A 19403-nucleotide genomic window follows, 5' to 3' on the forward strand; every position below is an offset into this window, starting at 1 on the left:
CATCATGCAAATCGTTCAGACCTCCTCCTCTTCCGGCGTCAATGCCAAAGGCGCCGGCACAGCCCGCGTCGTCGATGACGCGTCCGCGACCATCAATGGCAACGCCAGCGCGCGCAGCGAGGCGCCGGCGGCGAAGAGTTCGACAGCGAGCCTGAAGCACAACCTGAGAAACTGGGATCACCAGTTGCAGGGAGAAATTTCCAACGCGCAGCAAACACTCGATTACCTGGAACGCAGCAGCAGCCAGCTGCAAGCGCTGAAAAGCGAGCTGGCGGCCAAGCTGGCCGCGCGCCAGGGCCGCGAGGGGCAAGTGGAAGCACGTGTGCGCCAGTTCAGCAATACCTGGCGCCAGCGCGCCAGCGCCTCGGCCGGCTCGCTCGACGCACAGCTCGGCTATACCAGCCCGCAGTCGGCACAGCAGCAGTTCAGCATCCGTGGCCTGACCATGGCCAGCCTGCAGGAAGGTCCGCAGGAAGTGCTGGCGTTCTCCGTCGGCGGCGCGAACCAGGCCTTGCGCTCGGTGAATATCGAACCTGGCCTGAGCGAGAGCGAAATCGTGTCCCGCTTCGACCGCGCACTCATGCCTTCAGGCATCGGCGTCAAGCTGGGCGAGAATGGCGAGCTGGTGTTCAGCACGTCAGAAGCGGCCTGGGCCAACGTGCGCGACAGCCTGTCCGTGCGCGGCAGCGGCATCCGCTATCCGACCGGCCAGATGAGCCGCGTGCGCACGGATGCGGAACCGGCCGCCATCGCCCCGGAAGAATGGCAGACCGGCGACGTGGAAGCCTTGCGCGCCACCTTGCAGCAAGTGGTGCAGGCGCTGGCGCAGTTGCAGGCGGCGCGCAATTCCGTCAGCCTGGCCCTGGCGCAAGCGACGGGACGGGTGGCCAAGGCGCAGCCGGTGCAGGCCAGCGTCAGCATGGACACCCTGGCGGAAAACTTCACGCAAAAGGCCAGCCAGCCCGGCTATGAATCGCTGCTGGCCATCAGCTCGGCGCTGGTCGGCATCAGCCGCGAGCGCGTCGTCGCCCTGCTGGGCCTGAAGTAAGCCTGGTCCGGCAGCACAATTGCCAGGCGCATGCGGTATCAATAGTTGCGGCAAGAAATTTCATTTCACAAAAACAAGAAATTCAGTCAAGATAGCGCCACTTCCATTGCGCACCTATCCATGACCAACACCATCTCGCTGAGCCTCATTGTTCCCGCATACAATGTCCAAGACTACATTCGCGCCAGCATCCTGGCTATTGCCACGCAAATGCGGCCATGCCATGAGCTGATCGTGATTGATGATGGCTCCAGCGATAGCACGCTGGCGGAACTGCGGCACTTGCAGCAAGAGTTTGAACACTTGCGCATCACGGTCTTGGAGCAAAGCAACCAGGGGGTCGCAGCGGCCCGCAATCAGGGCTTGGCCCTTGCACGCGGCGACTATATCGCCTTCGTCGACAGCGATGACATTCTGATGCCTGGTTCCCTTGATGCCCTCGATGAAGTAATACGTCAATCACGCCCCGATGTCATCGCCTGCGATCTGCAATTCTGGTATCCGCAACGCGAGTCGAAAAACAAGCGGATCACCACGGCCTTTGCGCCTCATGTCTTGACGACAAGCAAAGACGAGATACTCAATACCTATTTTGACGAATGTCATATGTTCGTCTGGTCAAAGATTTTCCGACGCGAAATCTACTTGCGGCAGACGACACCCGTCTTTCCGCTGGGAAGAGTCTATGAAGATGTGACCGCTTTGCCGCAACTGCTCGATAGCTGCGACAACCTGTATTACCTGCCGCATTGCATTATCAAGTACCGTCAGCGCGACGGCAGCATCAGCAAGAGCAGCAGCGCCAAGTCGTTCCGCGAGCTTTCCACCGCCCTGCTGCCAGCGCGCCGCCACTTTGCCGATAGCGGCCTGAATGCCGGCAGCCGCCTGTATTTCGACGTGGCGCTGTGCCATGTCTACATCGGGATCGTCAAGGATACCTACAATCTGCCACTGCTGCAGGGCCGCCGGCTGCGCAAGGAAATCCAGGCAACCTTGCTGGGGGCGCTCTTCCATCCGTGGCAGGACGTGTTGGCGGCCATGCCGCTCCCCCGTGACAGCCAGGGCGGGCGCGATGGCGCCGCGGCACAGGAACGCAGCGAGTTCCGCAGGAAGCAGGCAAGGCAATTGCGCCAGGTGCTGGGGGGCAGTATCGCCTTTGACGTCAAACAGACCATCAGCCGCACCGTGCGTGCCTGGCGCAACAAGCTGAGGATGGGCCTGGGCCGCGCCGCCGTGTCTTGACCACCAGCATCAGGCCACTATCAACGCTGCCAGTTGATGCGCCGGTAACGCGCGGGAAAAGAAATATCCCTGCGCATAGTCGCAGCCGGCGGCGCGCAGCAAATCGCGCTGCGACGCCGTTTCCACGCCTTCGGCCACGACTTTCAGCCCCAGCCGCTGTGCCAGCGCAATGATCGCCTCGCACAGGCCCAATCCGGCATCGTCGCGGCCCAACTCGCCGACCAGCGAACGGTCGATCTTGAGAATGTCGATATCGGCCGTTCTCAGGCATGCGAGCGATACCTGGCCGCTGCCGAAATCGCCGAGCGCCAGCGCCAGGCCCATGGCGCGAAACTGGCGCAGCCGGTCGACCACCTGGCACGCCTCGTCGAGCAGCACCGCTTCCGTTGTTTCGATGACGATGGCGCCCGGCGCCAGCCCCTGGCGCGCCAGGTGCCCGCCCCAGTCCTGGTACAGCGCGGCGTCGCAACGAAATTCCACGGCCGACTTGTTGATGCTGATCTGGAACGCGGCGCCATGCTCGTCTTGCCACTGCCGTGCCTGGCGCACCACCTGGCGAAACACCCACTCGCCGATATCGATGATCAGACCGTTCGCCTCGGCAAAGGCGATGAAATCGGCGGGCAGCAGCAGGCCGCGCAGCGGATGGCGCCAGCGCAGCAGCGCCTCGGCCCGCTCGACGACGCCATCGCACAGGCGGATGATGGGCTGGTAATGTACTTCGAACTGGTCCTGCGCCAGCGCCAGGCGCATCTCGCGCACCGTGTTGCGGCGCAATTCGGCCGCCTGCTGCACGGCCGGCGTGAAATAGCTGTAACCGTTGCGCCCCGCGCTCTTGGCCGCATACATGGCCTGGTCGGCATGCCGCAGCAAGCTGTCCGGCGCCTCGCCGTCAGCCGGATACAGCGCCACGCCCACGCTGGCCGACACGTGCGCGGTATCGCCATCGAGCAAGAAAGGCAGGGCCAGCGCGCCCGTCAACTCCTGCAGCACGCGCTCGATACCGCCCAATTGCCCCACGCCGGCCAGGATGACGGTGAATTCATCGCCGCCCAGGCGCGCTACCGTATCGGTGGCGCGCACGTGCTCGCTGATGCGCCGCGCCGCCTGGCGCAGCAGCATGTCGCCCTTCTCGTGGCCCAGGCGGTCATTCACCTGCTTGAAATGATCGAGGTCGATGAACAGCAGGGCCAGGCAAGCGCCTTCGCGCCTGGCGTGGTGCGCCTCGTGCTGCAGCCGCTCAAGAAACATATGGCGGTTCGGCAAGCCCGTCAACTGATCGAAATTGGCTTGCCGCCAGATGCGCTCGGACGCTGCACGCTGCAGCGTGATGTCACTGACCAGCGCCAGCGCACCCAGGTAGGTACCGCCGGAGTCGAAGATGGGATTGGTGGCCAGGGTGGCCCACAAAGTGCTGCCGTCACGCCGCAGGAACTTGAATTCATGGCGTTCGGCAATGCCATCCTGACGCCGCGCAATGTTGCGCTCCAGGATGGCGCGTCCCTCGTCATCCATGAAGGCCGCCAGCGGCTGGCCCAGCATCTCCTCGATCTGGCAGCCCAGCATATGCGCCATCTTCGGATTGACAAAGCTGGTCAGCGCCTGCGCATCGATTTCCCAGATGCCCTCCTCGGCACTGTGCACGATGCGCCGGAAGCGCTCTTCGCTGCGCTCAAGCGCGGCCAGCTTGCCCTCGGCCTGCTCCAGCACCAGGCGCAGCGCCTGGCCGTTAGGATCGGCGCTGCCCAGCAGGCTGACGGGCAAGCCGGCCGCGCGCGCGCCGGGACGGGAGCGCAACTGCAGCTGGATGCGCTCGGGCTCGCTACTATTGAGCACGCGCTGCACGAACTGCTCGTAATCGTGACGGAACGCCTCGTGGATATAGGAACGGAACAGCACGTGGCCGGGCCGTTCCCGCGGCAGGCCGAGCAATTCGGCCGCCACCAGGTTCATCTGCACGATGACGCCATCGAGACCCAGCACGAAATAGGCGACGGGCGCCAGCAGGTATAAGTCGTTGAAATACGCTTGTTCGCGTTCAGCCTTCACCCGTTCCGGGCTGAAAACGCCATCGTCGAGCAGCGGCGCGGCATGCTGCGGCACGCCGTCGTGGCAGCGCGGGGAGGAATCCGGAGCAGGTACCGCTTGCGGTGGTGTGTCCATGGCTGTCCTTTGCACCGCCGCCCAGGCAAACAGGCAGGTGCAGTAGCGAGACTAGCACGCGCCATGCGCAGTGTCGAGCGATGCCTGCCGCAGATAACGTTTCTGCCACAAGGCCGATCAGCGGCCCTGCCGCATACTACGCCGGCGCAAGCCGAAATCATGGCCCACCACCAGCAAGGTGCTGGCCACCAGGCTCGATAGCCCCACGATCAGCTGGATCAGCTTATCGTCAGGCAAGATCCACAGGGACGAGTCCGGCGCCTCGCAGCCCGTCGCCGCGCTGATGAGGGGCGCAACCCAGGCCGCGTCCGGCGTCACGTCGAGCACGACGGCGCCGTCGGCGCTCGTCTGCATATAGATATCGCCCCCTTCGGCGAGGGTAAAGCAGATGCCCACGCCCGTTTCCGTGGCGCGGATATTGTCCTGCATGCTGCGGTTATGCTCCTCGATCCATACTTCCACATCGTACGGCGTTTCCAGGTGCTGCCACGGAACGGGGCGAAAACGGGGACGTTCATCCGGGCTGGCGGAGGTGTCGAGGGTATCGGGGATGTTGCTGTCTGCTGCGCCTTGCATGCTCGTTGACCTTTTCTGCGGTGATGTTCTGCGGTAATGCGCGGGACCGGTTGCCCGCCAGCCGCCATTATCCACCGTTCATGGCCAGCATGGTATTGCTGGCGCACATTCATCAGAAAAACTGACAGCTATCAACTTTTAACATCAGCATACCTGACTTAAAATACGCGCCATCTCTTCTTTACAGGCTTTACATGCAAGGCATCAAACGCAAAATCGTCTACGTCACCGCCTTTGAAATCATCGGCATGGCCATTTCCACGGCCTGGCTGACCCTGCTTTCGGGCGAGTCGCCCACCAGCACGGGCCCGCTGGCGCTCATGATCACGACCATCGCCGTGATCTGGAACCTGCTCTACAATACGGCCTTCGAATACTGGGAAATCCGCCAGGTGTCGCGCACGCGCACCGTCTGGCGCCGCATCCTGCACGCGATCGGCTTCCAGATCACGCTGGTGATTTACCTGATCCCGCTGATCGCCTGGTGGCTCGACATCAGCCTGTGGCAAGCCTTCGTGCTGGACTTCGCGCTGATGCTGATCATCCCGTGCTACAGCTTCATCTTCAATTACTTCTTCGACGGCCTGTTCGGCGTGCCGCTGTCGGCGCAGCAGCCGAAGGAAGAGCCCGGCAACGTTCAGGCAGCGTCGTTGAGCAACTGAAGAAAGGACCGCGCCGCCATGCCCAGCGGCCGGTCCTTCATCCACACCAGGTGGATGGGCACGACCAGGCCATTGCCCGTATTCTTGAACGCCACGCGGCGCACGCGCCCCGCCGCCAGCGAATGGGCGATGGCCGAGGCGGCAAAATTGCCCCACCCCAGTCCCGCCTCCACCATCGCCAGCGCCATCGGCAAGCTGTCCGTGCGCCAGTAAGACAAGCCCACCACGGGACGCGCATCGGCCAGGTCGAGTTCGCGGCTGGCCACGATGATCTGGCGCAAATTCACCAATTCCTCGATATACAGGGGCCGGCCCGCCACGTCGGGCGGATGCTGGGTGGAAATAATCGCCAGCAAGGCGTCGCTGCCCACCAGCTGGAACTGTTCCTCGTGATTGATGCGCCCGCCAGCGAAGGCCATGCAGGCACTGATGCGGCCCCGGTGCAGCATGTCGAGCACATCGTCCTGCGGCGCCGTCAGCACCTCGATGTCGAGCAGGGGATGGCGCTGCGACAGCGCGCGCACGGCGGCCAGGAAAGGCGTATGGTCGAGCTCGGCCGCGATGCCCAGCGAAATGCGGCTTTCCAGACCCTGCGACAATTCCTGCACGTGCAGGTGCAACTGCTTCAGCTGTTCGGCGATCAGGCGCGCATGCGGCAGCAGCGCCATCGCGGCCGGCGTGGGCACGGCTTCGCGCGCGCCGCGGTCGAACAGGGCGATGCCCAGTTCCGCCTCGATGTTGGCCATCGCCATGCTGACGGCAGACGGCGCCCGGCGCAAGGCGCGCGCAGCAGACGAAAACGAACCGCCGTCGACGACGGCCAGGAACAGTTCGATGTTATGGCTGGAGAGTTTCATGGAGTGGAAAAGGATGGCACTTTTTGACGCGCCGGCGGTCAAATCGGCACTGACCGAAGTCAACCTGCCTCATCCACTACCCTGCCGCGGCGGTGATATAGCGCCTGCCTGGCGTGGGCACTTAGCCCTTCCAGACGCGCTGCAATCCCGTATCGGCATGAATCCAGCCGCCACGCGGGCCGTTGCGGTAATAGAAACCCACGCCGCCCTGCTTGAAGCTGCGCACCAGTGAACCGAGCACTTCCGCATTCAGATTCGCCACGCGGATGTCGGCGGCGCGGCCCGAGATGTGCAGCGACTGGCGCGCGGCTGGCACACCCGCTTCGCGCAGCTTGCCGTTCGATTCGGCCGTGCGGTAGCCCGACAGGATCTCCAGCGGCTGCTCGATGCCGTAGCGGGCCACGAACGCTTGCGTGCCCCACAGGGTTTCCAGCAGTTTCGGGTCGATGGGCGCCGTCTTCTTGCCGTTCACGTCGCGCAGCAAATGGCACAGTTCCTGGTAAGCCGAATCGATGACTTCGCCATCTTTCCAGTACAGCAGCCTGGCCTTTTCATTGCTGGCCGGGCGCACCACTTCCAGGGTGCGCGGCTTGAGCCAGAATTCCAGGTCCAGCGCCTGTGCATCGAAGATATCGGGAGGCGGTGCCATCTCGGTGATGGCCTGGCGCGACTGCGACGTGATCGAACGGTCGACGCTGGCCAGTTGCGTCGGCTGGGGCGGCACGCCCGTGCGCGGCGCGCGCGGCTTGGCGCTGGCCGAAGCCGAGGCGGGAGCGGCCGTGCGCGAGGCGCAGCCGATGAGGGGGGTGGCTACCAGGCCCAGCGCGGCCAGGCCCATACCGTGGTGTAGAAAGTTTCTGCGCGATGCCATAGTCAGTCCAATTTAACGATGGGAATACTATAGCGTATTGTGCTGCGAAGAAAAACCCTCAATGCCTATCGTGCCACCCTCATTTCAGCATTGGACGCCCTAAGCGGTGGCCGCGCTGGCCGCCACGTCGCGGCTTGCCTGCGCCAGCGCCGTCAACGGTTTATCCAATAAATAGCCCTGTGCGACGATGGGCAAGCCCGTGGCAGCGGCGACGCGCTGCAACGCGGCCAGCGCGGCCGGCGTGTCGAGGCGCTTGAAAATGACGCGGATTTTCGCCGCATGGCACACGGTGACGAAGCTGGCAACGGCTTGCTCGTCGCTGAGGTTGCCCGCGTCGAGCTTGAACGCATGCGGGTGCAGGCGCTCCAGCATGCCCGTGGCCTCTTGCACGCTGGCCACGTTGATGGCCAGGCGGAAACCGTTGCGCCGGTAATTGTCAGCCACGTAGTTGAGCAGCCAGCCCTGGTTAGTCGTCACCGTCGGCAATTGCAGCACGATGCGCTCGATGGGCAAGCCCAGCGCGTCGAGGATGCGCTGGAAGGCGTGGCCGTGATTGCTGCTGACGGCGCTCAGCAGGCGGTCATGCACGTTCAGGTACAGGTCGGACTGTTCCGCTTCGCCCTGGCGAAAGAAATTGATGGCGTGCAGCATGCGGCACAGCCGGTCCAGCTCGACCGATTCGTCGTCGCTGGCCGCGTGATCGAGCAAACGCCACAGCGACAAGCCCTCGTCCGCCTTCGACACGCTGCGCGCCAGGCCCTCGAACGCCACCAGCTTGCCGCTGTCCAGTTCGCGCAGCGGCTGGAAGGCGCTGGTCATGGTGCAATTGAAAAAGCGCCCCAGCGCCCTGCCCTCCCCGTCGAGCCAGACGCTGGTGCCGGCCTGGGTTTGATGCGACAAACGGGCCAGGTAATTTTTCAGGACGGGAAATGGCATACGTGCTCCTTCATCGGGCTGCACCGGCATCCCGCATGGGGAAGACGGCGCCAAAGTGTGCAGAGTAAGGCGGCGCCAGGCAAAGGAGAACGAATGGTTTCGCCATTTGATATGCGGCCAGCACATAAGGGAGGCGACAGCCAGCGCATATCGATAGTCGGAAACATTCCTTCCAGCACCCTGCCCCGGCCTTTACTGTGGGCGTGTACCGATACCATCAGGAAGGGCCGCCATGTGCCAGTTACTCGCAATGAACAGCAGCAAGCCGGCCGCGCTGGGATTTTCCTTTGCCGGCTTTGCCGAGCGGGGTGGACGCACGGACGAGCACCGCGACGGCTGGGGCATCGCCTATCATTCCAGTAGCGGCTGCACCTTGCTGACGGACCACCTGGCGGCCATCGATTCGCCGCTGGCGGCCACCGTGCAGCGGCATCCCGTGAAGGCGAAAAACATCGTCGCGCACATCCGCAAGGCCACGCAGGGCCGCATCGCACCGGAAAACACCCACCCGTTCGCCCGCGAACTGTGGGGCAAGACCTGGTCCTTCGCCCACAATGGCGACCTCAAAACCTGGCGCCCGCCCGCCAATGCCTACTACCATGCCAGCGGCGACACGGACAGCGAACAGGCCTTCTGCCACCTGCTGGCCCGCTTGCGCACGCAGTTTCCCGCAGGTGAACCGGCGCGCGCCGCCTTGCGCGCCGCCGTCGGCGAGGTGGCGCGCGAGCTTGCCGCGCACGGCAGCTTCAATTTCATCCTGTCGGACGGCGAACTGCTGTTTGCCCACTGTTCCACGCATTTGCACTACGTGATACGTGAATACCCGTTTTCCGTGGCGCAACTGATCGATTGCGAGCGTAGCATCGACTTTCGCCAGCACAACCACCTGGACGACCGCATCGCCGTCATCGCCACGCATCCGCTGACGCAAAACGAGGATTGGCTGGCGTTTGCACCCGGCGAACTGAAACTGTTTGCCGGCGGCACCTTGCTGCTGGCAGACGATGCCGCGCCGCAAGGCGTGTATATCCAGATCAGTTACTGAAGGGAAATATTCAAAGTGAGGGAAAAGCCCGCCGCCGGATGGGCGGGCTGAAGTGCAGGATAGCCGTCAGGCCGAATTGCAGTTGCAAAAGCGCTTGCGCTTGGGGTCGCCGGTGGCGATCCCTGCGGGGTCAATCTGTTTCCAGCAGAAAATCGTTTCCACACCATACGGCGAGCGCACATTGCCCGCCTCAAGATAGCCCTGCCTGACGAAAAAGGCCTGGCTGCTGGCCGTGCTGTGCAATTGCAGAGCCTTGATGCCCCACTCGCGCGCCTGCGCTTCCAGCTGTTCCACCAGGGCCTTGCCGCCGCCCTGGCCTTGCGCCTCGGGCAGCAGGTAGCACAGGGCCAGCTTGCCGGCGCGCGTCAGCAAGCCGACGCCGACGACGGCGCCCTGCTCGACTGCGACCAGCGAAAAATTGGTAGGCGACGCAAACCAGCACGCCACCATCTGCGGTGTTTTATTGCCCAGCCAGGCTTCCAGGATGGCCGGATCGCCCCGATGATCGAGGCCGCAGCATTCGACGATGGAGCGTCGTAATACGTTGCACGCCTCGAAAGCGTCGGTCGATGTTGCAATACGAATTTCAAGACTCATGTACGCTCACAAAATATTCCAGTTGCCGATGCAGACGGTTTTACCCCTGTATCGCGCCATTCGACTATACACCAAGCAGCGCGATCGGGTTTTTTCGCGCCACGCCACAGGACCGATTTGCCTATGACGCGATGGCTGCAGACTAAGTGCTGATGCGCATCTTGCCCACGAATGTTTCCAGAAATCGATATCTGTTTTTTAGCGCAAACGGGAATCGGATCTAAGCATATTACGAAAAATTCGTTTCTTTTCCGGCCGGAATTTTAGACTATGACTGTCTATTCTCACAACAAGAGTTCAACATGCCCCATTCCAACGCCGTATCGACTGCCGCAGCGACATTCACCCAACGCTCGCGCCGCTGGTTCCTGGCCAGCGCCCTGGCCGCTTCCGCCGCCGCCATGAGCCTGCCCATGAGCGTGTCCGCCGCCGAACCCGTGGTCTTGCTGAACGCCTCGTACGATGTGATGCGCGAATTATTCAAGGATGTGAATCCCGCGTTTATTGCTGATTGGAAAGCCAAAACGGGCGAAACCATCACCATCAAGCAGTCGCACGGCGGCTCCAGCAAGCAGGCGCGCTCCGTCGCCGATGGCCTGGAAGCGTCCGTCGTGACCATGAACCAGGCGAATGACATCGATATCCTCGTCGACCGCGGCCTGGTGGTGGCCGACTGGGCCAAGAAATTCCCGAACAATGCGGCGCCGTTCTATTCCACCATGGTGTATCTGGTACGCAAAGGCAACCCGAAACACATCAAGGATTGGGACGACCTGGCCAAGCCCGGCATCAAGGTCATCGTGCCGAACCCGAAAACCTCGGGCAACGGCCGCTACACGTATCTGGCAGCCTGGGGCTATGCCGTGAAAAAAGGCGGCAGCGAAGCGCAGGCGCGCGACCTGGTGACCAAGCTGTTCAAGAACGTGCCCGTGCTCGACGGCGGCGGCCGCGGCGCCACCACCACTTTTACCCAGCGTGAAATCGGCGACGTGCTGGTGACGTTTGAAAATGAAGTGCAACTGGTGCGCGCCGAATTCGGCGACAACTTCGAAGTGGTGTATCCAAGCATCTCCATCCTGGCCGAGTCGCCGGTGGCCGTCGTCGACAAGGTGGTCGACCGCCGCGGCGTGCGCAAGGAAGCCACGGCCTACCTGCAATACCTGTACTCGGAAGCGGGACAGGAACTGGTCGCCAAGCACTACCTGCGTCCCCGTTCGGCGGCAGTCGCGAAGAAATACGCGGCCAGCTTCAAGCCGATCAGCCTGTTTACCATCGATGATGTGTTTGGCGGCTGGAAACAGGCGCAAAAGAAACATTTTGACGACGGTGGCGAGTTCGACAAGATTTATCAGAAGTAATCTGATCTGCATCAACCAACAACCGGGACTTGTCCCGGTTTTTTTATGGCGCTGCGCCAGCGTCCCACTCCAGTGCGCTGAACAGGCTGGCGATCTCGCTGCTGCGGCGCGTGCCCGTCTTGGCCAGGATCGCCTGTATCTGGCTACGAACGGTACTGATGCACACGCCCTTGCGCTGCGCGTACTCGGCAGGCTCCACGCCGTCCGCCAGCGCCAGCGCCAGCGTCCACTCGGCGCCCGTCAACCCGCAAGGACGCTCGGCCGTGCCCGGCCAGTGCTGCCGCCCCGCCCGGAACAACGGCCGCAGGGACAGCATGACCATCGTCGCCCCATCACCGGCACCGTCCGGTCCTATGCGCACGGGCAATGGCAGGACGCCAATTTCCAGCGCCGGCCGTCCATCCTCATCGCAGGCATACAAGGGAGCGGGACGGTGGCAGGCCAGCCCTGCGCACGCTTGCCGCACGCGTTGCGCCAGTTGCTGCTGCAGCAAACTGGCGCGCACGTCCACGCTGCCGCCGCGCAAGGCAATCAAGGTGTGCGTCTGAGGCGCGGCGGCCAGCAGCCGCTGCGCCGCCAGGTTCATGAAGACCAGCCGCAGGCAGGCGTCGACCAGCAAGATGGCGCGCGGCAAGGCATCAAGCGCTTCCCAGGCCAGCGCGCCATGCGCCTGGGCTTGCTGTGCCGTATCGCGCAGGCGAAACACATGCGGCAAATGATCGAGCACGCGCTGCAACTGGCCGCGCGTGTTCCGATCATAGGGACCTTGGCCGGCGGCGCGGTGCGCCGACAGGATGGTGAGCGCGCCGTTGTCGCGCACGACGCCGCTGCATGAATAGCGCACGCCCGCGCGCAAATAGAAATCCTGGAAATACTCGCTGCGCGCCACGGCCTGGTCGCTGAAGTAGTCTTGCATCAAGTGCATGTGCCCAGGCGGCCCCTGGGTGAGGACCGCATAGCCGGGATCGAGCGCGTGATAGTAGCGGCGGTAACCGTCCTCCCAGGCACTTTGGTCCAGCCCGGTCACATAGCCGCGCGACGGCACAGCACCCGTTTCCGCCTTCAGGAAACAGCAGGCGACTTCACCGCCCGCCAGCCGGGCGAACGCGCGCATCGCCACGCTCCACTGCAGCGGTTCCAATGCCGCCCGGTAAAAGGCGGCGATGACAGGATCGGCGCCTTCTGTATTCACGCCCCCCTCCCAATAGCACCACATCCTTCATATGAAGGATGTGTACGCGCACCAAGCCATGCACCATGTGGTCAATGGCGGCGGCCTGCGGCGCTGTCGCCAGCCGATCAATGTAACCATCAACGTTCAAGGAGTCAGATCATGCCCGCCATACACACCAGCGTTTCCGACAATACTGTGTCGGCTCGCCTCACCCATACCTCTTGGCGCCTGGCAGTGAGCAGCGCGGTAATGCTGTCGCTCTCGGCCTGCGCCAATTTCAACACCATCGATCGCACTACGGCACTGCCCAGGCATGGCACTGCGATACATCTGGATGCGCCGCAACGCCTGGCATATGCCGATGCCGAAGGCGTGATCTGTGCCGAGCCTACCCCCGACGCCTTGCAAGCCTATATTTCATCGCTAGGCGCATCTGTCAGCACCGAAGGCAACGCAGCTTCGGTATCGAATGCGTTGCAGGCCAATTCGCAAAGTATCGGCCTGCATTCGCAATCGATCACCTTGATGCGCGAGCATCTATTCCGTATCTGCGCATACGCACAAAACAATTGGCTTTCCGACGGCGATGTAATGATGCTCATGGCGCGCTCGCAGGATCTCACATTAGGAGTATTGGCCATCGAGCAATTAACGGGCGTGATGACTCCGCGCAAGACAGCCAAATTGCCGCTTTCAGACATGGAGGCCACCAAGCAATTGCAAAACACACTCGAACAGGCAAAACTTGATCTCAACGACAAGAAAACAGCTCTGACACAATTGAACGACACGGCAGGCACGCAAAACGCGCGTACCGGCGATCACCCCGACAGAGCGGCGCTTCTTGAAGATCAGACCAAAGACGGCAAGAACAGTTCCGCGCCGACTGAGGTAGTAGCCGCGCGGCTGGCGGTGGTATCTGCCCTGGAAAAGGTATCGTTACTGGAACGACAAGTCGAAGCAAGCAAAGTACAAGCCGGGTTTATGACCTTGCCCGATGAGAGCGGTAATCAGCTTTCTCCAACAGCAGCAGAGCATATCGCTAAGGCCACGGCGCATATTGTTGAGCAGATTTTGCAGAAAAATCATCTGACTGACATGTGCATCAACATGCTCAACCGTTTCAGTCGCAACAAGCAACTGCCCGAAAAATATATGGACATGATGGCGCGATGTGACCTCGTCCTTAAGAACGCGGTCACGCACCTTGCTGCTACGCCCTGACGTACTTCCACATGAGCCTTTTCGCATATCGATATGCGCATCGATTCGTGGTCAAAACCGTGCGCGCGCCGTACTCTGGTCATGTCGCGCCGCACGGCGTTTTACGGGCACAAAGGAAATATCATGGCTATCTCGGAAGTGAATGTACGCAACCAGTTCAGCGGCAAGATCAAGGAAATCATCTTTGGCCCCGTGGTCTCGGAAGTGGACGTGGAAACGCCGCACGGCATCGTCACGTCGGTGATCACCTCGCGCTCGATCAAGGACCTGGACTTGAAAGTGGGCAGCGAAGTCATCGCCCTGGTGAAATCGACGGAAGTGTCGATCGCCAAGATCCAGTAAGCCTTGTCCACCCACCGACGCCGCGCCCCTTGCCATCCGGCAGCGGCGCGGCGTTTGCATTGCAGGCTAATCGCGAAACAGATACGTAAACGTGCGGCTGACGGGCAACTTTTCCGTGCTGCCACGCACCAGCACCTGCATGCGCTCGGCGTCGATGCGCTCGGCCGCCTCGATGGCTTTCACGTTGACCATGGTGCCGCGGTGGATTTGCCAGAACTGTTCCGGATCGAGCCCGCCCAGCAAATCCTTCAGCGGCGTGCGCACCAGCGCTTCCGAGCCGGCCAGCACCACGCGCGTGTACTTGGTGTCGGCCTGAAAGAACAGCACGTCGTCGATGTCGATCAGGCGGATCTGCTTGCCCACGCTGGCCTTGATCCATTTCAACTTGTCGCGCGGCGGCGCCGGCAGGGCGGCGCGCAGCGACTGCAATAAATTGGCCATGTCGGCCGGCTGCGCACCGAGCTTGTCGCGCAGCCGGGCCAGCGCCCGCTGCAGCCGCTCGGCCTGCACGGGTTTCAACAGATAGTCGACGGCGCCCGCGTCGAACGCATCGACGGCGTACTGGTCGTAGGCCGTGACGAACACCACGTGGGCGCGCTTGCCGATGCGCTCGGCCACTTCCAGGCCCGACAGGCCAGGCATGCGGATGTCAAGGAAGACCACGTCCGGCTCGTGCTCAAGGAAACCGTCCCAGGCGTCGTTGCCGTTTTCCGCCACCAGCACCACTTGCGCCTCGGGCCAGGCTTGCGCCAGCAGCATTTGCAGGCGCTCGCGCATCAAGGGTTCGTCTTCGGCGATCAGGATGGAGGTGTTCATGCGGCAGATTCTTTCAGGCTGGATGCAATGTTAATGGGCAACACTATTTCGGCGATCACGCCGCCCTCTTCGCCGTCGCGCAGGCTCAGGCTGGCAGACGGATCGGACAGCATCAGCCGGCTGCGCACGTTTTCCAGGCCCAGGCCACTTCCAGGCGCGCTGCCCGCGCCGCTGGCCGGCAAGCCCATGCCCGTGTCCTGCACGCGCAGGTGCAGCATGCAGTCCACCCGCAGCGCCGACAGGCGGATCTCGCCGCCGCGCAACGATGGTTCAATACCGTGCTTGATGGCATTTTCCGCCAGGGTCAGCAAGATCATGCTGGGTATCGTCGCGTGCGCACACTCGGCCGGCAAGTCCAGCGCATAGCGCAGGCGCGAGCCCATGCGCGCCTGCATCACGCGCAAATACGCGGCCACCATGTCGAACTCGCTTTGCAAGGGCACTTGCTCGCTGCGCATCTCGGCCAGGCTGGCGCGCAAGAAGGCGATCAGGTCGGCAGTCAGCGCTGCGGCCCTGGGCGCTCCCTGCTCGGCCAGTTGCTGCACGGCGCCCAGGGTATTGAACAGGAAATGCGGCTCGATCTGCGCGCGCAGCAGGCGCAGCTGCGATTCGCTGAGCGCGCGCGCCAGACGGGCGCGCTCGCCATCCTGCTGCATCTGCAGGAACAGCGCTTCGTATTCGCGGTTACGCCACAGGGCAACGATGGACATCGGCACCAGATAAATCAGGCTGGCGGTGGCAGTGGCATAGCCGCCGATGCGGGCACCGTGCGCCATGGATTCGGCAAGCGAACTGCCGGCATCGAGAATGGATAACAGCAGTCCTATCAGCAAACCTCCCAGGAATGGCAACAACAGCATCGACAGGATCAACAGCCTGATCTTCCTTCGCACCAATTTGCGATAGTTGAACCACACGCCCAGGACACCCCATGCCATCGCAAAGCCCAGGACATTACTCAGCAGCAAAGCCTTGCCCCAATCCAGTTTGTCTGGAACCATCAGGTGCAGCAAGACGCCCAACACACTGAGCAGCAGCATCAGCTTGACTGCGGCGATAAAAAAGGCCATGCCCCGATATTTTTCCATGAAAGCATGGAACTGCCGGCGCTCGATGGGCGTCAGCATTGCCAGCCGCCTTGCGATGCAGCGTCGCCAGCGGCCCTGGACATGTTCTGCCATCTCGGGATGCTGAAGCACCAGCAAGGCTTCAGCATCGACACTGCGGTACCACACGGTGTATCTCTTCCACATTTGCGTTCTCCTCTTGCGTTAGTCAGGTATGAACGCAGTCTATGGCGGCGCCCATCGGTGCCATACCAGCAGGTGACGAACGACGAACTGGCGGGCATCAACGACGAAGCGCGTGGCATCTATCAGAGCATCGCTGCCAATCTTGCTGAAACAATACGAAGTTTCCACGACGAAATCAATAAATGCACAACAATTTTCACTACGGCAAGAATAGCCCCATTTATTTGCCAAATTGGCCGCAACGCCGCCTGTTGCGGGCTTGTACCGTAGACATCGCTTGATCTTTAATGGTATTGTTTAAGCTTGGCAAATATTGCCTCCGAGATACACGCCGCGTCCCCGCGCGGCCCCGTTCCGGATTTGCGCGCAGCGCCCTTGATGGCGCCCCAAAACTGCTTTCCCACATACAAATCCCATGCTCAAAAAAATGTTCGCCGCGGTGCTGATGACGCTTTCGACAGCGGCCATCGCCGTGCCCTTCGGTTCCCAGTCGATCCTGGTAGTCGAAGACGGCACAGGCAAAATCTTGCTTGAAAAAAATTCCAACGTGGTGGTGCCCATCGCCTCGCTGACCAAGCTAATGACGGCCATGGTCGTGCTCGACTCCAAGGCGAATATGCAGGAAGAGATCAGCATCGACCGCGAGGATGTTGACACTTTGAAACACAGCACCTCGCGCGTGCCCGTGGGCGCCACCCTGAGCCGCCACGACGTGCTGCAACTGGCGCTGATGTCGTCCGACAACCGCGCCGCCGCCTCGCTGGCGCGTACCTTCCCCGGTGGTCCGACGGCGTTCGCCGTGGCCGTGAATGCCAAGATCAAGGCCCTGGGCATGCGCCAGACCGTCATCGAAGAGCCGACGGGCTTGTCGCCGAACAACCAGTCGACGGCAGCGGACCTGGTCAAGATGGCCGTGGCCGCCTCGCGCTACCCGGAAATCAGCCGCATCACCACCGATTCGAAGGACGTGATCCAGATCAAGGGCCGCGACGTGGAATACCACAACACGAACCGCCTGGTGGGCGCCAAGGGCTGGGATATCGGCCTGTCAAAGACCGGCTACACGAATGAAGCGGGGCGCTGCCTGATCATGCGCATCAAGTCGGCCGGCAAGTTCGCCACCATGATCCTGCTCAACGCGCGCGCCAATTCCGTGCGCGCCATGGACGCCGTCAACATCCGCCGCATGCTGGCGGCCGAGAACGGCATCGCAGAGCCGAAGGTGATGCGCGCCTCCGTCAGCCGGCACAAGAAGGCGCCGGCGAAACCGAGCAAGCGCCGCCGCGCCAAGTAACTATTTCGCTTGCCGGTTGGTCATCACCACGCCGGCGATCGTCACCGCGCCGCCCACCAGCATCGAGACGAGCACGGGCTCGCCCAGCAGCACCGCCGCCAGCACGATGCCGAACACGGGCACGAGGTTGTTGAACACGGCCGTGCGCGACGGTCCCAGCGCTTTGACGCCCTCGTAATACCAGACAAAGCCGATCACCGTGCCGAACACGCCCAGGTAGCCGATGGCAGCCCACACTTGCCAGCCAAAGCTGTGCCATGGCACCGTCGGGAATTCCACCACCGCCCCCACCAGCAAAAAGGCCAGGCCCCACATCGAGGCATACGTGGTGGCGGCGATCGGGCTCAGGCCCTTCAGCGCGACCCGGCCGATCAGGGTATAGGCGGCCCAGCTGGAGATGCCGCAAAACATGAACACCTCGCCCATGCCGATGCCGCCGCCCGTGCCGTGCAGCACGCCGCCGAGGTCACCGCGCGTGATGACGATGGCCGTGCCGCAAAACGCCAGCATGATGCCCAGCCACTTGAAGGAACCGAGCCGTTCGCGGAACAGCATGGCCGAGGCCAGCGCCGTGACGATGGGATTCAGGGCCACGAACAGGGCCGTGCGTCCGGCCGGCATGCGCGACAGGGCCGCCAGGAAGCACAGGTTGTACAGAAAGATGCCCGTCAGGCCCAGCGCGGCCGTCGTCATCAATTGCTTGCGGTCCAGGCGCGGCAAGCCCCCTTCGAGTTTCCATGCAAGTAGCACCAACAACAGCACGGCTACGCCGAAGCGCCCGCTGGCAGCCGTCATCGGTGGCATCTGCTGCGCCAGCACGCGGCCGGCGATAAAGGTGCCGCCCCAGAACAGGGCGACGAAAATCAGTTTCAGATAGACGAGCGGCGATTGCACGGCAGGCAAGGCGGCGGATGGTATGGCGGTAGTGCGCATGGAAAGTCCTATGATATCGCTTGTGCAGCGGACGCTGCAGATATATATTAATACTAATATCAATTCATGAAATAATGAGTAAATACTCATAGCACAGGAAAGCCACAGCATGACCTTCACGCAACTGGAAATTTTTACCCTGGTGGCCGAACTGCATGGCTTTTCCGCCGCCGCCGCGCAGCTGGGCATCAGCCAGTCGGCCGTCTCGCATGCGTTAAAAGCGCTGGAAAAGGAAATGGGCGTGGACCTCATCGTGCGCCACCAGGCGTCGGCCGAGCTGACGGACGTGGGCCGCCAGTTGCTGCTGCGCGCGCGTGAAATCCTCGGCCTGTCGGAAGCCATGCGCCAGGAAGCGGCCGACGTGCTGGGCCAGCGCCAGGGCAGCCTGCGCATCGGCTCGTTCGGCCCCACCTCGTCGTTGAACCTGCTGCCGGCCATCACGGCGCAGTTCCGCCTGCGCTATCCGGGCATCACCCTGCGCATCGACGAGGGCGCCGACCATGAAGTGGTGCAGTGGATACGCGAACGCCGCGTCGATGTGGGTTTCGTCGTGCTGCCCGACGAGCGCTTCGATACGGCGCCGCTGGTGGAAGACCAGATGATGGCGCTGGTGCCGCGCAGCCACCCGCTGGCCAGCGAAACGGCCATCACCCTGGCGCAGCTGTGCGAAGGACCGTTCATCATGTCCGAGGCGGGCTGCGCCTGCCTGATCGAACCGCTGTTCGCCAACGCGGGCTTGCAGCCCAATGTCCCCTACCGTATCAGCCAGGTGATCACCATCCTCGACATGGTCAGCCGCGGCGACGGCCTGTCCATCGTCGCCGAACTGGCCCTGCCGCAGCGCCTGCGCGAGCAGTATGCGGAACTGGTCGCCTTGCCGTTACATCCGCCCGTCAGCCGCAAGGTGGGCCTGGCCGTGCGCGACCGGCGCCAGAACACGCCCGCCACCAACGCTTTTTTTGCGGTGGCGAAGCAGATGGCGCCGACCCTGGCGCCCCGGCGCTCCTAGCAA

Annotated in this window: 20 protein-coding genes; 10 read left to right on the forward strand and 10 right to left on the reverse strand. The window is 62.6% G+C overall.

Annotated elements, in window-relative coordinates; all coding sequences use genetic code 11:
* The first annotated feature begins 4 nt into the window (after window positions 1–4).
* Window positions 5–1048: a hypothetical protein gene (locus CLU93_RS00715; RefSeq protein ID WP_257224814.1), complete on the forward strand. Its 1044-nt coding sequence runs from the start codon at window positions 5–7 to the stop codon at window positions 1046–1048.
* A gap of 120 nt (window positions 1049–1168) precedes the next feature.
* The gene (locus CLU93_RS00720; RefSeq protein ID WP_099759584.1) at window positions 1169–2290 is read left to right on the forward strand and encodes a glycosyltransferase family 2 protein; all 1122 of its coding nucleotides are present in this window, start codon (window positions 1169–1171) and stop codon (window positions 2288–2290) included.
* Window positions 2291–2299: 9 nt separating this feature from the next.
* On the opposite strand, the gene CLU93_RS00725 is transcribed toward CLU93_RS00720, so the two are convergent.
* Together CLU93_RS00725 and CLU93_RS00730 are read right to left on the reverse strand one after the other, a co-directional pair.
* Window positions 2300–4453 (reverse strand): putative bifunctional diguanylate cyclase/phosphodiesterase, encoded by a 2154-nt coding sequence (locus CLU93_RS00725; protein WP_257224815.1) that lies wholly within the window; start codon window positions 4451–4453, stop codon window positions 2300–2302.
* Window positions 4454–4570: 117 nt separating this feature from the next.
* Window positions 4571–5029, reverse strand: coding sequence for a hypothetical protein (locus CLU93_RS00730; protein WP_099759585.1), 459 nt, complete (start codon window positions 5027–5029; stop codon window positions 4571–4573).
* A 194-nt stretch (window positions 5030–5223) separates the two neighbouring features.
* Between CLU93_RS00730 and CLU93_RS00735 the strand changes: the two genes are divergently transcribed.
* Window positions 5224–5691: a PACE efflux transporter gene (locus tag CLU93_RS00735; protein WP_099759586.1), complete on the forward strand. Its 468-nt coding sequence runs from the start codon at window positions 5224–5226 to the stop codon at window positions 5689–5691.
* On the opposite strand, the gene CLU93_RS00740 is transcribed toward CLU93_RS00735, so the two are convergent.
* From CLU93_RS00740 to CLU93_RS00750, 3 genes are all read right to left on the reverse strand, one after another.
* Window positions 5667–6548, reverse strand: coding sequence for a LysR family transcriptional regulator (locus CLU93_RS00740; RefSeq protein WP_099764167.1), 882 nt, complete (start codon window positions 6546–6548; stop codon window positions 5667–5669). The genes CLU93_RS00735 and CLU93_RS00740 overlap by 25 nt on opposite strands.
* A gap of 121 nt (window positions 6549–6669) precedes the next feature.
* Window positions 6670–7419 carry a YcbK family protein gene (locus tag CLU93_RS00745; protein WP_373629687.1) on the reverse strand — a complete coding sequence of 250 codons (750 nt, stop codon included), beginning with the start codon at window positions 7417–7419 and terminating at the stop codon, window positions 6670–6672.
* A gap of 99 nt (window positions 7420–7518) precedes the next feature.
* Window positions 7519–8355, reverse strand: a complete 837-nt coding sequence (locus CLU93_RS00750; protein WP_099759588.1) for an EAL domain-containing protein — start codon at window positions 8353–8355, stop codon at window positions 7519–7521.
* 232 nt (window positions 8356–8587) lie between these two features.
* Here CLU93_RS00750 and CLU93_RS00755 point away from each other — a divergent pair, with 232 nt between their 5' ends.
* Window positions 8588–9400 carry a class II glutamine amidotransferase gene (locus CLU93_RS00755; RefSeq protein ID WP_099759589.1) on the forward strand — a complete coding sequence of 271 codons (813 nt, stop codon included), beginning with the start codon at window positions 8588–8590 and terminating at the stop codon, window positions 9398–9400.
* A gap of 66 nt (window positions 9401–9466) precedes the next feature.
* Here the strand turns inward: CLU93_RS00755 and CLU93_RS00760 are convergent, their stop codons facing one another.
* Window positions 9467–9997, reverse strand: coding sequence for a GNAT family N-acetyltransferase (locus CLU93_RS00760; protein WP_099759590.1), 531 nt, complete (start codon window positions 9995–9997; stop codon window positions 9467–9469).
* Between the two features lie 401 nt (window positions 9998–10398).
* Between CLU93_RS00760 and CLU93_RS00765 the strand changes: the two genes are divergently transcribed.
* On the forward strand, window positions 10399–11355 hold the full coding sequence (locus tag CLU93_RS00765; RefSeq protein ID WP_165829587.1) for a sulfate ABC transporter substrate-binding protein: 957 nt from the start codon (window positions 10399–10401) through the stop codon (window positions 11353–11355).
* Window positions 11356–11398: 43 nt separating this feature from the next.
* Here the strand turns inward: CLU93_RS00765 and CLU93_RS00770 are convergent, their stop codons facing one another.
* Window positions 11399–12547, reverse strand: a complete 1149-nt coding sequence (locus tag CLU93_RS00770; RefSeq protein WP_099759592.1) for a helix-turn-helix transcriptional regulator — start codon at window positions 12545–12547, stop codon at window positions 11399–11401.
* Window positions 12548–12688: 141 nt separating this feature from the next.
* Here CLU93_RS00770 and CLU93_RS00775 point away from each other — a divergent pair, with 141 nt between their 5' ends.
* Both CLU93_RS00775 and CLU93_RS00780 read left to right on the forward strand, forming a co-directional pair.
* On the forward strand, window positions 12689–13753 hold the full coding sequence (locus CLU93_RS00775) for a hypothetical protein (RefSeq protein ID WP_099759593.1): 1065 nt from the start codon (window positions 12689–12691) through the stop codon (window positions 13751–13753).
* A gap of 123 nt (window positions 13754–13876) precedes the next feature.
* Window positions 13877–14095, forward strand: a complete 219-nt coding sequence (locus tag CLU93_RS00780; RefSeq protein ID WP_099759594.1) for a TOBE domain-containing protein — start codon at window positions 13877–13879, stop codon at window positions 14093–14095.
* 66 nt (window positions 14096–14161) lie between these two features.
* Here the strand turns inward: CLU93_RS00780 and CLU93_RS00785 are convergent, their stop codons facing one another.
* Window positions 14162–14911, reverse strand: a complete 750-nt coding sequence (locus CLU93_RS00785; RefSeq protein WP_099759595.1) for a LytR/AlgR family response regulator transcription factor — start codon at window positions 14909–14911, stop codon at window positions 14162–14164.
* Entirely contained in the window at window positions 14908–16038 is a 1131-nt protein-coding gene (locus CLU93_RS00790; RefSeq protein ID WP_180287772.1) for a sensor histidine kinase, read from the reverse strand. The genes CLU93_RS00785 and CLU93_RS00790 overlap by 4 nt, the downstream gene beginning before the upstream one ends.
* Between CLU93_RS00790 and CLU93_RS28115 the strand changes: the two genes are divergently transcribed.
* Entirely contained in the window at window positions 16006–16434 is a 429-nt protein-coding gene (locus tag CLU93_RS28115; RefSeq protein ID WP_180287773.1) for a hypothetical protein, read from the forward strand. The two genes, CLU93_RS00790 and CLU93_RS28115, sit on opposite strands and share 33 nt — an antisense overlap.
* 145 nt (window positions 16435–16579) lie before the next feature.
* Complete coding sequence (locus tag CLU93_RS00795) at window positions 16580–17458, forward strand: serine hydrolase (RefSeq protein WP_099759597.1); 879 nt, start codon at window positions 16580–16582, stop codon at window positions 17456–17458.
* On the opposite strand, the gene CLU93_RS00800 is transcribed toward CLU93_RS00795, so the two are convergent.
* On the reverse strand, window positions 17459–18391 hold the full coding sequence (locus CLU93_RS00800; protein WP_099759598.1) for a DMT family transporter: 933 nt from the start codon (window positions 18389–18391) through the stop codon (window positions 17459–17461). It lies immediately after the preceding gene.
* Window positions 18392–18500: 109 nt separating this feature from the next.
* On the opposite strand from CLU93_RS00800, the gene CLU93_RS00805 reads away from it, so the two are divergent.
* Window positions 18501–19400, forward strand: coding sequence for a LysR family transcriptional regulator (locus CLU93_RS00805; protein WP_099759599.1), 900 nt, complete (start codon window positions 18501–18503; stop codon window positions 19398–19400).
* The last annotated feature ends 3 nt before the right edge of the window (window positions 19401–19403 follow it).

It is taken from the genome of Janthinobacterium sp. 35 (assembly GCF_002754575.1).
In the GTDB taxonomy this organism is placed as follows: domain Bacteria; phylum Pseudomonadota; class Gammaproteobacteria; order Burkholderiales; family Burkholderiaceae_D; genus Janthinobacterium; species Janthinobacterium tructae.